Origin of the sequence: Methylomicrobium agile, assembly GCF_000733855.1 — a bacterium.
Lineage (GTDB): Bacteria > Pseudomonadota > Gammaproteobacteria > Methylococcales > Methylomonadaceae > Methylomicrobium > Methylomicrobium agile.
Genome location: NZ_JPOJ01000001.1, coordinates 1,915,960 through 1,931,460, shown reverse-complemented (window position 1 = coordinate 1,931,460; position 15,501 = coordinate 1,915,960). Strand labels below are relative to the sequence as shown.

Here is a 15,501-nt window from a genome sequence, read left to right as displayed (position 1 = left end):
GTTAGAAGCGTACGTTCAGGTCGACCGCGGCCGTATCGATGCTCAGCTTCGGCCCATCGATCGAATCGGTGCTGCTCCAGCGCAGGTTGACCCAGGTATTTCTGGCCAGTCCGTAGCTGCCGCCGATCCACCAGCCTTTCGCGTCGGTGCCGCCGGCGTGGAACAGCGATTCGGTGAACGCATCCAGCACCGCGTCGCGCTCTACGTAGCGGTAGGCCAGAAACACGTTCCAGGCCATGAAGCGCCGGATGTCCGGATCGCCGACGTCGAGCCTGACCTGGAACGCGCTGGTTTTGGCCGTATTGTCGGCCAGGAGCCCCGGAAACTCTCGTTCGATCCGGGCCGCGTCATAGCCGAAGTTTTTCGCGTAATCGCCGGTCAGCACGACATGGGTGCCCGCAAAGTCGACATCGTAAATGGCTGTCAAGTTGAATATCCTGAAATCCGAAGCCAGGCCGTACAGACAGCCCTGGCCGATCGCGCTCTGCGCGCTGGTGCAGCGCGGATTGAAACCGTCGTTCAGGTTAATCGGCACCAGCGAATTGCCCTTCTGGATAAACTCGGGCGCGGTCCAATCGTTCTCGAAACTGCCGCGCGCGTTCGGCCGGGCGCGAATATTCTTATAATCGTAATAGGAGGCCGCGACTTTGAGCCGCGAATCGTTCCGCACCAGCCAGTCCGCGCCGAGCTGTCCGCCGAACAGCCATTTGTCGGCGGTCGACAGGTTGATTTCCTGGATCGGGAAGACGCCCAGCGTGGCGAACACACTATCCGGCGTTTGCGGACCGAAGTTGATCCCGGCGCGGCCGCCGAGATCGTTGGTCAGCGCCGCCTTATACGATTTGACTTTGGCGGAATCCTGGTTGAATCGATACCGGAAGGTGCCGGCCAGCCCTTGGAAGCTCAAGTCCGGATCGAACACCACGTCGGTCGACACCCAGGGATTCGCGAAACGGCCGCCGTAGACCGTAAACCAGTCGTTGCCTTTGTTGTCGACGAAGTCGTATTGCAGGAATCCCCGGTCGATCGCGAATTCGAAAGATTGGCCGGTATTCCCCAATGCCTGATCGTTGGACACCGGGTTGCGGATATTGCTGGTCGCCAGCCGGAGGCCCGCTTTCAGATGCTCGTCGATCTTCATGTCCAGGCCGAGACGGAAGCGTTCGGAAAACCGAAACCTGTCCTTCGTGGTATTCAAATATTCCCGGCCCTTATTGCGCGCAGCCAGATGCCCCCCTTCCTCGTTGATCGACAGATAATCGAGCAGCGGCTCGTTATCCGGCTGAAAAAAATCGTCGGCGCCGCGGATGCGCATGTCGAAGCTGAGCTTGGTATTCGCGACCCATTCCGGCAAGGCGCCCGGAATTCCCCATTGTTCCTGCTTGGCGTCCGCCTTGACTTCCTTGACGACTTCGTTTTTCAAATCGGCGCGCACCTGCTGGCGGATTTCTTCCTTCACGAATTCGGGCACATAACCGACAAACACCGATTTGCCGTTGCCGGTCCCGACGCCCGGCCCTGCGGCCGCGGCATTGTGCGCCAACGGCTCCTCCGCCTGCTCCTGCTCCTGGACCAGCTGCTGTTTCGCTTCGGTTTGCGCTTTCGCCTTTGCCTTATTGATCAGCCGTTCCGCTTTCTGCTTGTCCAGCAGGCCCTGTTCGACGAACAGTTCGACCAGGTTTTCCGCGGTGTTTTTCAGTTCCAGCAGCTCTTCGCGCTCGCCGTCCATCTGTTTCTTGAGTTTGAGAAGTTCCTCTTTCTCGCCGGCCAACGCAGGCGACAGAAAGGCGCCCGTCAAGACGGCGGCCAGGGTGTTTCTGATAACGATCATTGTTACTCTCGGTAATGCTTGAATATTGATTCGATGAGATTGAGCCGTAGCCAATTGCTTCGATGTAGGGTGGATAAGCGAAGCACATCCGCCAAATTTGCTTCCGACGGTGGATGCGCTTCGCTTATCCACCCTACCTACTGTTTTAAATTCTCGAAGTGACCTTGATTTTCAGCGGCTGAGGCATGTTTTCCGGCGGCGCTTTCGATAACGCGAAACGCAGTTTCGGCAAAGCCGAGCGGATGCTCTGATCGATGTCGGACTTGCCGCTGCCCGAGGCCAGCTCGGCGCGAGAGACCCTGCCGTCCGCACCGACCCAGACATTCAGCAGCACGCTGTAAGCCGCCTTGCCGGCCGGGCTTCCGGCCAGCAAGGTTTGTATCTCGCCTTCCAGGCGGCGCTTGACCTGGCCGCCGTACCAGAGAATCGCGCTGCCGCCGCTGCCGCCCAGCAGTCCCCGGCCGCCTTTTTTTCCGACCAGCCCGAAACCGTCCGAGCCGGCTCCGCCTTCGGCATCGACGCCCAGTTCCTCGCCGGGCGGCTGTTCCGCCTCGTCGGGTTCGGGCGGCGGCTCTTCCTCGGGCTCAGGCTCCGGGACCTTCTCCGGCTCGGGTTCGGGCTCCGGCGGTTTCTGTTCCGGCGGCGGAGGCGGCGGCGGGGGCGGCTGGATCACGGTGATCTGCTGGATCTGCTTTTTCGGCTGCAGCGGTTTTTCGAACAGGCCCTGAATCCAGTACACGCCGACCGCGATCAGCAGGGCCAGGACGCCGCCGATGATCATGGGCAGCCGTTTCAGCCATTGCTTGCGTGAATCCATCGCCCTTACTTCACCAGTTTCTGCGTTACCAGCCCGAGCTGGCCGATTTCGAGCCGGGTCACCACATCCAGCACCTCGATCACTTTTTCATACGGGATCGTCGCGTCGGCCTTCAGCACGACCGGCAGGTCCGGCGTCGCGGCCTTGTATTGCGCGAGCCGGGTTTCCAGTTCCTGAATCGAAACCGGATAGGTGTCGAGATAGATCGTGCCGTCCTGCGCGATCGAAATCGCCTTGGTCTTCGGCTTCGACAGCGACGGGGTGCTGCTGGCCTTCGGCAGGTTGACCGTGATGCCCTGTACCGTCGCGGTCGTCATGATGATGAAGATCAACAACAGCACGTAGGCCACGTCGAGCATCGGCGTGATGTTGATGTCGTCGTAAACTTTGCCTTCTTCTCCGACTTTCATGGCTAGGCTCCCCGCTGCCGGTCGGCGCTGCGCAGCGACACGATCGCCAGGAATTCATCGGTGAAGACCTGCATGTCGGCGGTCACCTCCTTGATCCGGGTCAACAGGTAGTTGTAGGCGAACAGCGCCGGAATCGCGACCGCCAGCCCCGCGACGGTCGCTAGCAGCGCGCCGGAGATGCCCGGCGCGATCGAGTTGATGTTCACGTCGCCGGTCGCCGCGATCACCGCGAAGGTGATCATCACCCCGAGCACGGTGCCGAGCAGGCCGAGGAACGGGCCGCCGGAAATCGCGATCGTCAGCAGCACCATGTTCTTGTTCAGCTTCTGGCTCTCCCGCACCACCGCCGCGTCCAGCCGGGCGCGCACCACGTTCAGCGCTTCCGCGCTCAGCGCGGTGTCGGCTCCGCCGAAATGCAGCTTCAGCTCCTGCACGCCGGCATGATAGATGTGGTAAATCGGCGAACCCTGGAAATGGTCGTGCTTGCCGGCCACCGCCGACAGAAACTCCGATTGTTCGTTCTCGCGCTCTTCCTCGGTTTCTTCGGCATCCAGCTGGCCGAAATCGGTGACGGCAAGATTGCGGTATTGCACCAGGAAGTCCGCATTTTCCTTGCGGGCCCGGTTCAGGGTCAGGGCCTTGCCGATCATCACCAGGAGGCTGATCACCAGCATCACGCCGCACAGCGCGATTACGACCCAGCCGTCGACGGTCAGGCTTTGCAGGATGATCGCGAAATAATTCAGGTCGTCGCCCGAACCCGAAGATTCGTCCTGGCCGAAATTGAGCACGGTGAAATCGGGGCTCTGGCTGCGGAATTGCAGCTTGATCCAATCCGCGCTGCGCGCCTGTTTGGCCACCTGCACTTCGTCGAGCAGGCCGGTCAGGTTCCGGCCCTGCCCGTCACCGCCGATCGCCAGCGCCGGCGTGAACGCGGCCAGCTCGATCGGCGCGGTGCCGACGCTTTGGCCGTTCAGGTACAGTTCCAGCGCGTCCCTTTTGGCGACCAGCGCCAGATGCTGCCATTTCGCCGGCTCGACAGCGGCCGCGGCCGTTTGCGCCGCATTGCCGCCCGCGCCCTGGTAGCGGGCGATCGCGGAGGTGCCTTCCAGCGCCAGTTCGATGCGTCCGGCCGCGTCCTTCGCTTCGAACAGCACGGCATTCCCTTGGGGCTGATCGATTTTGATCCAGGCGCTGAAGGTCAGGCCGCTGTCGGGCGCAACCGCCAGGGCCGGGTTCGCGTTGACGCCAATCCCGCCCTGGCCGTCGAATTTCGCCGCGGCTCCGATAAAGCCGGCCGGATCGATCGCCGCCTTGGAGGACGCCGCATGCAGCGCATAAGCGGTGGCGTCCTGCGGCAGCGCCTCGCCTTCGCGGAAATGGAAGACCAGCGCCTGGTTCGCGTCATAGATGCCCTGCGCATCGGAACCGTCCGCCGCGTTCGCGTTGCCGTAATACATCGAAAAGCCGTCGGTGCTCTCGCCGCCGCGGACGACCGGCATCTTGACCCAGACCAGCCCGAGCTCGGTCAGCGTATCCAGCTTTTCGACGTGGTGTTTCAGTTGGGTCTTGTCGTCCAGCATGAAGCGCAGGTCCTTGCCGTTTTCCGCCAGGTCGAGAAAAAACCCGAAGTTGCCCGCGTGCAGGCGCACCAGCAGCGGAACGTCGTGCAGGGTTTCCCGAATGTCGGCGCCGGTCGCGCCGGCATCCACGGTCAACTGTTTGCGCGATGACCAGTCGTCGTTCCACCACGCCTGGGCGCACAACGGGATCAGGAGAAGCGCCATTCCCAACCGGAAACGGCCGATAAGCGATTTGTTCATCGAAAATAAAGTCCTAAAAATTGAAAGCTCGTTAAATTTCGTCACTGCCTTTGCCTTGAAGCCGGCCTTCGTAGGATGGGCTGACGCAAGGAAGCCCATCGTTCGCGAGCAATCTCCTGAAATACGCGGAGCGATGCGATGCGATGCGCTTCACTTCTTCAGCACATCCTACAGGTCTCTACAGGCCCCGATCGGGCCTAGAGACCTGCCAGGTTTTAAAAACCTGGCAGGTCTCCAACCGGAAATTAAATCCCGCAGCCCGGCTTGCCTTCGCGGATATCGTTGACCGAGCAGTTGCCGTAGCCGACCACGTCGGTGCTGATCATGCTGACGACCGACTTCCGGCCGTTCTTTTGCTCGTCGTCATCCTGCCCGCCGCTGTTCTCGGCGCTGTCGGTGGCCGATTTCGCCGCGCTGGCCGCGGCGCTGTCCGCGCCCGAAGGCACTACCGGCGCCGGCGGCGCGGTCGGCACGCCGACCGTGCCGCCGGAAGCCTGGATGTTGGAAGCGCCGACCACCGCGGTCGCCGCGATCACGATCCGCCCGCCGCTGATGCCCGCCTCGCCCGCGTCGACGATCCCCTGCGGCGCCGCCAGCGTGACCTGGCCGTCGCCGATCGCCTGGATGCCGCTGCCGGACACGATCGGCGGAAAGATCGTGACGATGTTGCCCTTCTCATCGACCATCGTGACCGGCGGCGGCGCCGCGATCGCCGACTTGGCGCCTTTGCCGGCGTCGATGCTGCCTTTCGACGACCAGACCGTGATATCGCCGCCGCTCAGCGTGAATACGCGCGACTGGTTCACGTTGAAATCCTTTTCGATCAGCGCGTTCAGGTCGCCTTCCTGCTGCACCACGATGCCAAGCTCGTCCGCGGCCTTGCGGATGCCTGCGAGCTGGCCCGCCAGCCCGACGTCGATCTTGCCGCCGGGCGCGGCCAGGTTGATGCCGCCGCCGTCCAGCGTCTTGATCTGGCTGAATACGAGGCTGAGGTCGCCGGCGTATTGATCGCCCGGAAACAACGTTTTAATGGCATCGAAACCGCGCTGATAAAGCTTCGCGCGTTCGCCGGTCGGGGCGGCGGCCGCCGCGGCCGCCGACTGCTTGATTTCCTCGAACAGCACCTTCAGAAACACGTCCAGATGCTCGCGCTGCTCGCCTTCGCCGAGCCCCGCCAGCGCCTGCAATGCCGCGCGGTATTCGGGCTGCGCCTGATAGCGTTCGATGAAGCCGTCGAAATCGATCGCGTCGGAGAGCCCGGCCAGCACGTTGATCGAGGCCCCATTCTGGCTCAAGGCCGGATTCACGATGTTGCCGATCGTCTGAATGCCGGCGGAACTGCCCAGGTTGATGTTGCGGCCCGCCAGCACCTGCAATTGGCCAGGTCCGCCCACCTCGATCTTGTTCGGATTGGCCAGCACGACCCCGTCCGGACTGATCTGGGTATTGAAGGCGATGTCGCGGCCCGCCTGAATCCGCGTAACGTCCCCGCTCGTCAGATTCTGCGCCGACAAGCTCAAATTCTTGATGTCCCGGCCCGCGACGAATTCGGAAGCCTTCGGCAGGAAGAAAATCACCTGCGCGCCCGGCGCGAAGGCGATGTCGCCAAGATTGGCCACGACCGCCGGTTTGCTGCCGTTGTTCAGGTGCACCGGGGTCGCGGCATGAATGATGTTCGCCACCGGGCTGAACGGATCGAGCCGCTCCTGCGCCCTGATCAGGCCGTCCTTCAGGCTGCCTTCCAGCGACCGGGCCGGCGACAGGCTGTCCGGCAGCAGCGACACGTCCGCATCGGACATGTTCACCGCCACCGTCTCGCCGGCGACCGCCGAAGAACGGACGTTCCTGCCGGCCAAAAGCTCCAGTTGACCCTGGACGGACGGAAACAGAGTCATCGATTTGTTGATCGAAATATCGCCGGACAGCGCGGCCGCTTTGACGGTGCCGGGATAAACCGAATACTCGAAGCCGGTGCCGGCGTTGTTCTGGAACAGGATGTTCCCCGCGGTCGACAAGAACTCGACCGCGCTGCCGGCGCCATAGGTGAAAAACCGCGACTCGCCGCCGACCAACTGCGTCTGTTTCGTTACGGTCGGGTTGTAGACGCCGCCCAGGTTGATGTCCTGGCGCGCCTGAATGGCGAAGCGGGCGTCGCCCAGTTCGAATACCGCGCCTTTTCCGGCGGCGTTGGCCGCCACGCTGCCGCCGGCCTTCAGCGCGGCGGTGCCGAGTCCGGTATAAAATTCGCCGCCGACGATGTCGTTGCCGGCCGTCACCGCCAGATCGCCGCCGCCGTTGACCGCCATGCCGTTCTTGAGCCATTGGTTCGGCGCGGAGCCGACCGTGCCGAGCGGCTTGCCGGTGGTCGGGATCATCACCGACAGATTGCGGATATTGCCGCCGGCTTCGACGGTGACGTTGCCGCCGCCCAGCGCGCCGACGTTCTGGTTGAAGTTGCGGATGCCTTTGGCGGCAGGGGTGCTGCCGGTCTGATTGCTGCGGTCGCCGCTGACGTTGATGCCCCACAGCGTCGGCGTGTTGTTGTCCGCCAGCGTGCCGCTCCGGACCAGCCAGTCGGTCATTTTCTGCCCGGTATTCACGCCGTCGATGTCGCCGCCCGCGCGCAGTTGGATGTCGCCGCCCTGGGTCGGGAATTCGGCTTTTTGAAACAGCGTGCCGATCCGGGTCTCGTCCAGATAGCCGAAGCGAAGCAGCTCGTCCATCAACGCAGGGTCCAGGCGGTTCAGGTAATCCGCGTCGCTCTCGCCGGCCAGGCGCGCAGGCACGCCGGGCACTTCGCCGTTCAGCAATTGATCCCGGGTGTATTTGGCGGTCGTGCCGATCGTGTAAACCGCCGCGGCCGCCGTCGCGTCGGACGGATCGCTGACGAAGCGGATGTCGTGGCTTGCGTCGATCGCGATCGAACCGGTGCCGGTCCGCACCTTGACCTGGGTTTTGACCGGCGTGCTCGAATTCGGCGTCAAAGGATTCCGCGCCAGATAGGACGAGGCCAGATTCACGTCGTTGCCCGCGATCAGGTTATAGCTCCAGGACTTGCCCGCTTGCAGCATGTCCTGGTAGACCCGGTTGGTCTGGCCCGGAATCGAATCGGTCGCGAAAGCGTCGGTCAGCGAGGCGTTGACGTTCAGGTCGTTGCCGGCTCTGAGGGTCAAAAAGCCGGGCAAGGCATTGCCGCCGCCGTAGCGCCAGTCGATCAGATCCCAGGTATCCGCCAGCGTCAGGTTTTCGCCGCGGATTTCCAGGCCCGGCAGCAGGGCGATGCCGGCGCCGGAGAAATCCTGCAAGCTGGGCGCATGCGCCATGAAATCGGCGGTATCCGCCTTCCAGGACGCGATGTTCGCGGCGGTGATCGTCGTTTGGCCGTCGTAAACGCGCGCGGCCTCCAGCACGGCCCGGTCGGGGTCCGCGCCGGTGATCGCGGTATGGAGCGCGGCCACGTTGACCGTATTGTCCGCATCCCGGCCGGTGCGCAGATGCAGCGAGCCGCCCGGCCCGCCTTCGCCGCCGGCCAGCTCGATCGCGCCGCCGGCCAGATCCAGGAGACCGCTGCCGGCGTCGTCCCGGTGCACGGTATCCAGCGTGACGCGGCCGCCTTCCGCGCCCGAAGCGGAGGAACTCGCGTCGATGCGGGCGGAAGGGCCGAGCGCGATGCCGTTTCTACCGTAAATCGTGACGTCGCCGCCCTGGCTGCCGCTCACGTCGAGCGTTCCGTTCAGACTCACCTTGCCCTGGTCGGCCGAAAGATTGAATTGGCGCGCCGCCACGGTATCGCCGGCGGCGATGTTCACGTCGCCGCTGCGCTGGCGCAGAGACACTTCCTCGGCAAATCCGGCCGCCGCAAGTTTGGCGTTCAGGTCCGAAAAGCCGCCGTCGCCGAAAGTTTTCACGTCGAGGCGCAGACTGCCCGCACGCTGTTCGGCATTCGCCAGTTCGCCGCCCAACGCGCTGACCAGACCGTTCCAGAAAAATTGCCCTCGGGCCGCCCGGACATCGAGCAGGCCCGCGTCGCCGGCCTGCTCGCCGTCGCTCGCCGCGCCGGCCAACCGGATTTCGGCTCCGCCGGCCAAAGCGACGTTGCCGAGCGCCGAAGCCAGCATCACGGTGCCCGCGGGCGAAAAGCGAGTAAGTGTGTCGAACGGGACGGTCCGGCCGGACACGTCGATCGAAGTGCCCGCGTTCAAATCCAGATTGCCGGTCAGCGCATTCAGCTCCAGAATCCCGGAAGGCAGATCGAAACGGCCGCTGCTGTCAATCGCATCGGCCGTGATCGACCAGCGGACGCCCAGCCCGCCCGAAGCCAGTCCTTCCGCGCCGGCCGGCGAAGCCAATGAAACCCGATGGCCCGTGGCGTCGATAGCGGTCGTGGCGCCTGCGTCGCCGATGAAATGTCCGGCGTTCAGGGCCAGGTCGCCGTCGACGCGCCAGGTGCCGGGCGCCGACAGGCTGCTGTTGCCGGTCGCGGGGTCCAGCACCTGACCCGCGCCCTTCACCGCCTCGGCGGCATTCACGGTCACCTGACCGAATCCGTCGACCGCATAAGCACCGCTGCCCAGCTCGAACTCGCGCGCATTGAACACCAGGCTGCCGGCGCCGGTCCCGTTGTGTTGTGAAGCGGAACCGTCATTGAACAGGCGGATGCTGTCGGCGGAAAACTCGGCCGTGGAACCGGCGTTATTGAAGCCGTTGATCGCCGCCGCGCCGATCTGGAGCCGTTTCGCGTCGATCCCGACCGCGCCGTAAATATCCAGGTCGGTCGCGCTGATCAACTGCAACTCGTCCAGATCGAACGCGGTTTTCGACAACACCAGGCCCGGCGTATCGGCGGGCGCTTCGCCCAGGCTGATGCGGCTCGACTTCAAGGCCAGGGAGCCGCCCTGCATGTCGATGTCGCCGTCGAACACGGTATTCCGGGTCGAATCGAGCAGCATCGAACCGCCGGCCGCGAGCCGCGCGCCGTCTTCGACCGTCAGCGTGCCGGTGTTGCCGGTCACCGCCTTATCGCGGACGACGTTCACCTGCGGCGAGGAAGACACCCGCAGCAAGGCGCCGTCGCTGTTGGCCGCGCCCTTATTGTCCACCAGCAGATCGGGTCCGGCCTTGCCCGTATTGCCGGCGCTCTCGACCACGGCGCCGCTCTCCAGTTTGAGCTGGTCGCGCGCGGCCAGCACGATTTCCTGGCCGCTCAACCGCGCGTCGCCGGCCACGTTCAAGGTCTGTGTTGACACTCTCACGCGCTGCCCGCCCTTTTCCTTGCTGCGCACGCCGCCCAGCAGCAGGCTCGGCGCATTCAGCGCGTTCAGATCGTCGTCGAACAGGCTGACCGTGCCGGCCGGGCTCGACGCCACGTCGTCGCGGCTGCCGACCACGCGGAGGCGGTCGGCGCTGATGTCGACCTGCCCGCCCAGGCCGTTCAGCGCGGGGGCCGCGGCGAGTTCGGCGCCCAGCGCCAGGCTGTTGCGGACATCGATCGACAAACTGCCGGCATCCTTCGGAAGCTGCGGCGCAGCGGCGCCTTCGGCGGCCGCTTTATCGGCAAAGAAGGTATTGGCCGAATAGTCCTTGAATTCGGACCGGGTCCGGGCGATGTCGCCTTGCTCGACCGCGAACCCTTGCCAGCGGGCATCCTGGATGCCGGCGCCCGGCACACCGTAACGCCCGGCGACGATGGTCGCGCCGGCGAAATCCTGCTGCACTTGGCCGGGCTGCAAATCCTTGAAGCCGGCTTTGGGCGTGACCAAGTACGCGCCCGGCAGCAAGGCGTAATGGGCCGGCAGCAGCGTATACCAGCCGGCGCTCAAGCCCGAGCCTCCGCTCAGGTAAACGCTGTCGCCGACGTTCAGGCCGGCTCCCGGAGATTCCAACGGATCGTAAGGCGTCAGCGCATTGCCGAGCCCCGGAATCACCGCGAACTGCTGCGTAAAGCCGGCGCTGTTCGGATTCAGCACGTCGGTGCTGCCGCCGGGGCCCGGAATGAATTCGTAGGCGTAGAGGTCGCCGCCGCCGGACAAATCGACCTTGGCGCCGTCCCGCATCGCGATGTCCTGTCCCGTCAGCGTCAGCCGTTTCTCGGGCGGCGTATCGATCAGCCTGTTGATCGCGCCGGTCGTATCCAGCGGATACAGCCAGTTCATCCCGCCCGACACCTGGCCGAACGGCACGGTCAACCCGTCGCCCGACACCGAGGTCAGGCTGCCCGGCGCCAGTTCCAGCGTCTGTTCGGCGTTCAGCGCCAGCGTTCCGAACGGCGCTTTCAGCGCGCCGGCCTGGACGATGTTCGGCGCATTGACGGTCAGACTGCCGCCGGCCGACAGCACCGGCGCCGAAGCGCCGCCGCTGCTTTCGATGCGCACGGTCCGGTCGCCGCCGCTCACATTGATCGTATAGTCGGTCAGCGTGGCGGGATAGAGCTGGCTCGCCGCGATGGTCAAATCGCCGGCCAGCTTCAGTTCGCCGAGAAAATCCTTGGTGTCGCGCCGGATGCGGATGCCCACCGCGCGCACGTCGCCCTCGCTGGCCAGCTTGACGTTTCCGAAACCGTTGAAGCTCAAGCCGCCGACCAGATCGATGCCCTTCGCGTTGACGGTAAATTGCCCGCTGCCGCCGACCGCCTCCGGCGCCAGCCTGCTAACGAACGAACCGTCGCCCAACGGCGTATCCAGCCGGCTTTGCGTCGAGCCCAGCGCGGCGTAAGCGGTGTTCAGGGTCACCTGCCCGTCCTGGGTTTTCAGGGTAGGCGAGTCCAACACGATGCTTCTGGCCGCATCGAGCCTGACGTCGCCCTTGAACAGAATGCTGCCGGTATACTGGTTGCCGGCGGCCGCATCGGTCTTGAACGACAGCGACGCGGCACCGGAGGCGTTTAGTCGATCAGCGCTCAGCAAGGCACGGCCATTGTAGGCGGCGCCGACCGCATCGCCCGGACGCAATTCGGCCGGAATCGAGGCGGCCGAGTCCGCCGCGATTTCGAGCGTACGCGGCTTGGAGACCGCCTGGTCGTCCGGAAAGCCGCCTCCGGGAATCGGGAATTCGGGTTTCTGCCGGAGGCCGCCGTCCAATTCGAAAGCCAGCGTACCGCCGCCGGCGCCCTTGCCGCCCTGCGCCTTGAACGCGCCGTCGGCCAGGATGCCTTCGCCGGCTTTCAGGCTGATCGTGCCGCCGGCGGAGCCAATCGCCTTCGAAACCACCTTGATGTCGGTTCCCCTGGCCTGCACTTCCCGGAAATCGAGCGTACTGGTCGTGCCGGAAACGTCGATCTCGGAACCGGCGTAGGCCACGATATAGCCGCGGTTCGCGGTCAGCTCGACAAGGCCTCCGGGCAGCACGTCGCCCATGCGCAAGTTGTAGGGGTTCAATTCGGCCCGGTAAACGCCGCGCGCCGCCAGCCGGCTTTCGGCGCCGAGCCAGATGCCCTGGGAGGCGAAAAATCCGCTGTCGCCCGCGGTCGGCACGTCCAGGGTCAGGAATATTTGGCCGCCCGGCGCTTCGATCGTGCCGTCGAGAAAGATCGAAGTGTCCGAATTCAAGGTGACGGTGCTTCCGATGTCCGCCCGGATCGCCGCGCCCTTGGCGACATTCAGCACGGCGTTACGGTCCTGGCTCGCCGACTGGCGCACGGACAGCGTCAGACCGGTCGGAGTGCGCAGGTACTCCGGCAGCGTAACCGCGGACGCGACGTTTTTCAGCGAAGCGCCGCTGGGCTTCAGGTAAGCGTCGCTCTTGAGCTGCAGATTGCTCTGCAAAGGCCGTACCTGCACGTTGTCCGCCACCGTCAAGCCGTCATAATTCGAGGTGACGGAATAATCGCCGAAGCCGCCCTGCTGAAAAAAGCCGGGCTGCAGCACGAGCGGCGTCACCCCGGAATTCGATTGCTGGGACGCGGCCCCGGCAGGTCCGATCACCACCGCGCCGGTGCTGATGTTCAAACGCCCGCCGTCATGCAGCGCCCATCCCGACAGGCTGCCGTCGAGCAGCAGATTGGAAATCTTGCCGCCGCCCTGATGGGTCTGGGCCAGCAAATCGATGGTGCCGCCCTTGCCTTCCGCGAGCGAGCCGTCGGTCTGGAACCAGGCGCCGCCGCTGACATCGATCCGGCTGCCCTGTTCGAGGCGCAAATCGCCCTGCTCGGTGATCAGCGACACATGGCCGCCGTCTATCGGCACGGACGTCAAAGGCTTGCCGTTCCGAACGTTCAGCCAGTCGTTGATCCACAAGCCGCTGACGTCGATCGAAGCGCGGGAACCCAGGGTAATAAAACTGGGCAGCAGCCCCGAAGCGCTGAGTTCGATCGGTTTGAACGTCACCTCGCCCGAGCGGCTGGTAATCGATCCGAACATTTCGAGCCCGGTCGATTCCAGGGTCAGCGCCGCGTGATCCGCCATCTCGATTTGTGCGCCCTGGTCGATCCGTATCGAACCGTTGGTTTTGATGTCGACATTCCGAATGCCGCCACTTTTGAACAGGCCCGGATCGAGAACCAGTGCGGCGGCTTCGGCCGAACCTTCGGCTTTGCGCGGCAGCGGGTCGTCCTCGCCCAAGCCGGACAAGACCGGCGCGGTTGCGAACACGATGTCCTGGCGTCCGAACAGATTGTCGTTGCTCAGGTCGATGTTCAGCGTGCTGCCCGGCGTGCGCTGGTCGGGCGTCCGCTGGTAGGGGCCGTCGATCGTAGTGCCGTTCAGCGTGCCGTCCAGCCGCGCTTCATAGGCGCTGATGTTCAGGCTGCCGCCTGCCTTGCCTTCGACATAGCCCGCCTCGAAGTGCCGCGTCAGCGAAGCCGCCGGCAAACGCTGGCGGATCGCCCAGGGCGCGTATTTGATCCGGTCCCCGAACAGAGCCGCATCGTAAAGGCGGTTCGGATCGGCTTCGGAAATATCGAAAATCTCGCTGCCCGAAACCAGTTTGGTGGTGCTGATGAAACCGTCCCGGTAACTGACCGAGCCGCCGGAGAAGTCGAGCGTACTGCCCTGCTTCGCGATGATATCCCCGCTCGATTTCAGATCGATGGTGCCGCCCGAGGTGCTGCGCTCGTCGATGTTGCGCGCGATCCGGTCCACCGCGCCTTTGATGTCGGCGATCGGGATGCTGGCCTTGGTCAGGGCGCCGGTCTCGGCATCGTAGACCAGATCGGCATCGCGCAGGTCGACCGAGACCGTCTCGCCGGCCAGAACGCCGTCGCGCTGCAAGGGCGAATCGCGCAGTTCGTTCTTGCGCAGTTCCACCTCGACGACATTCCGCTCCATCGCCAGGCTGACGTTTTTGACGCCGGACACGTCCACCTTGCTGCCTTTTTCCAGGTAAATCCGCGCGCTGCCTTTGATCGCCGGATTGGCAGGATTGTCCACCGCCTGGATCGATACGTTGCCCGATTTCGCCTGCACCAGTGACTGACTCTGCAGCCTGACCTGATGGCCGCTGATTTCGATTTTCGAACGCGGCTGCGCCTGGGCGTCGATCGCGGTCGCGGTTTTATCGGCATCCAATTCGACGCTGGTCACGCTGCCCTTGCCCAGCGTCACGGTCGCCCGGGTGCCGAGGCCGTCGCCCGAGTCGGCCGTCCGGACCGTCGCCGCAGGCAGCAGCTTGCCGCTTGTCGAGGCAGGGTTCTGGATGCCTTCGCGCGCCAGCAGCCTGACCGTGCCGTTCAATTGTACCGAGGTGGTCGCCGAAGCGATGCCCTTCTGGTTGACCGCAAAGCCCATCAGGCTGACGTTGCCGCGTTCGGCCATGATCTTGCCGAGATTGTCGACTTCGCCGCCTTTATTCACTTCGACCAGCAGGCCGCGGATGTCCGAATCGCTGCCGGCTTCCTGTAGATAAACCTTGTCCTGGGCGGCCGCAATGATCGTCTGGCCGTCCGGGGTTTCGATCGTGCCGGCGTTGGTCACGCTCGGCGCCGCGATGATCACCCGGCCGCCGGCGCCGTTCGTTTTGATTTGCGCGCCGTTTTCGATAAAGATCTGGATCTTGACCTTATCGCCGTGCTGGTCGCGCACGTACTGACCCAGGTCGTTTTTCAGGTAGATCTCGCCGCTGCCCTGCAACGCGGCGCTGTTGTCGATATCGAAGACCTTGGTGATGCCGCGCTGGAAGGTTTCGTCGCTGATGCCCAGCGTCGTCGCGACCAGCGAGTTGACGTTGACCTGCGAATCCTTGCCGAACACGAAACCGTTCTGGTTGACCAGATAAACCTGGCCGTTGGCTTGCAGCGAGCCCATGATCCGGCTTGGGCTCAGGTCATGGATGCGGTTCAGCGCGATCGAGGTCGCGCCGGGCTGGTCGAAGCGCACGCGGCTGCCCGCGTCGATGTTGAAGCTTTTCCAGTCCAGCGTCGCCTTGTCGGTAATCTGCTTGATGTTCAACGCGTTGCCGGCGATCTGGGCGGTCGCCTGGCCCTGGGTCGCGATATCGACCGGCGTCTGGGTCAGCGGCCCGGTGTTCAGCGGCACCGGCAATTCGGCGCGCACCAGCGGCACATCCATCCCGAACGCCAGTCCGCCGGCGATCAGCATTCTGATCGCGGTGACCAGCGGCTTCAGCCGGAAAACGTGTTCATGGGTTCTGGGAGCGGAATCCTGGTTCATGGCCGATAGGGTTGCAGCA

At 64.2% G+C, this 15,501-nt stretch carries 5 protein-coding genes; all 5 read right to left on the bottom strand.

Annotation, left to right across the window (positions count from 1 at the left end; translation table 11 throughout):
- Position 1: 1 nt before the first annotated feature.
- The 5 genes from CC94_RS0109205 to CC94_RS21395 all read right to left on the bottom strand — a co-directional run bounded on the left by CC94_RS0109205 (position 2) and on the right by CC94_RS21395 (position 15,482).
- Positions 2-1,831, bottom strand: a complete 1,830-nt coding sequence (locus CC94_RS0109205) for a putative porin (protein WP_005369165.1) — start codon at positions 1,829-1,831, stop codon at positions 2-4.
- Between the two features lie 145 nt (positions 1,832-1,976).
- The gene (locus CC94_RS0109200; RefSeq protein ID WP_005369163.1) at positions 1,977-2,648 is read right to left on the bottom strand and encodes an energy transducer TonB family protein; all 672 of its coding nucleotides are present in this window, start codon (positions 2,646-2,648) and stop codon (positions 1,977-1,979) included.
- A 5-nt stretch (positions 2,649-2,653) separates the two neighbouring features.
- Entirely contained in the window at positions 2,654-3,058 is a 405-nt protein-coding gene (locus CC94_RS0109195) for an ExbD/TolR family protein (protein ID WP_005369162.1), read from the bottom strand.
- A 2-nt stretch (positions 3,059-3,060) separates the two neighbouring features.
- Positions 3,061-4,881, bottom strand: a complete 1,821-nt coding sequence (locus CC94_RS0109190) for a DUF2341 domain-containing protein (protein WP_005369161.1) — start codon at positions 4,879-4,881, stop codon at positions 3,061-3,063.
- Positions 4,882-5,126: 245 nt separating this feature from the next.
- A complete protein-coding gene (locus CC94_RS21395) occupies positions 5,127-15,482 on the bottom strand; it encodes a filamentous haemagglutinin family protein (RefSeq protein WP_051911418.1) in 10,356 nt (3,451 codons plus the stop codon).
- Positions 15,483-15,501: the final 19 nt, after the last annotated feature.

Excerpts from the sequence above, each read along its gene's own strand:
- CC94_RS0109195 (WP_005369162.1), bottom strand. The coding sequence starts at position 3,058 with ATGAAAGTCGGAGAAGAAGGCAAAGTTTACGACGACATCAACATCACG.
- CC94_RS21395 (WP_051911418.1), bottom strand. The coding sequence starts at position 15,482 with ATGAACCAGGATTCCGCTCCCAGAACCCATGAACACGTTTTCCGGCTG.
- CC94_RS0109190 (WP_005369161.1), bottom strand. The coding sequence starts at position 4,881 with ATGAACAAATCGCTTATCGGCCGTTTCCGGTTGGGAATGGCGCTTCTC.
- CC94_RS0109205 (WP_005369165.1), bottom strand. The coding sequence starts at position 1,831 with ATGATCGTTATCAGAAACACCCTGGCCGCCGTCTTGACGGGCGCCTTT.
- CC94_RS0109200 (WP_005369163.1), bottom strand. The coding sequence starts at position 2,648 with ATGGATTCACGCAAGCAATGGCTGAAACGGCTGCCCATGATCATCGGC.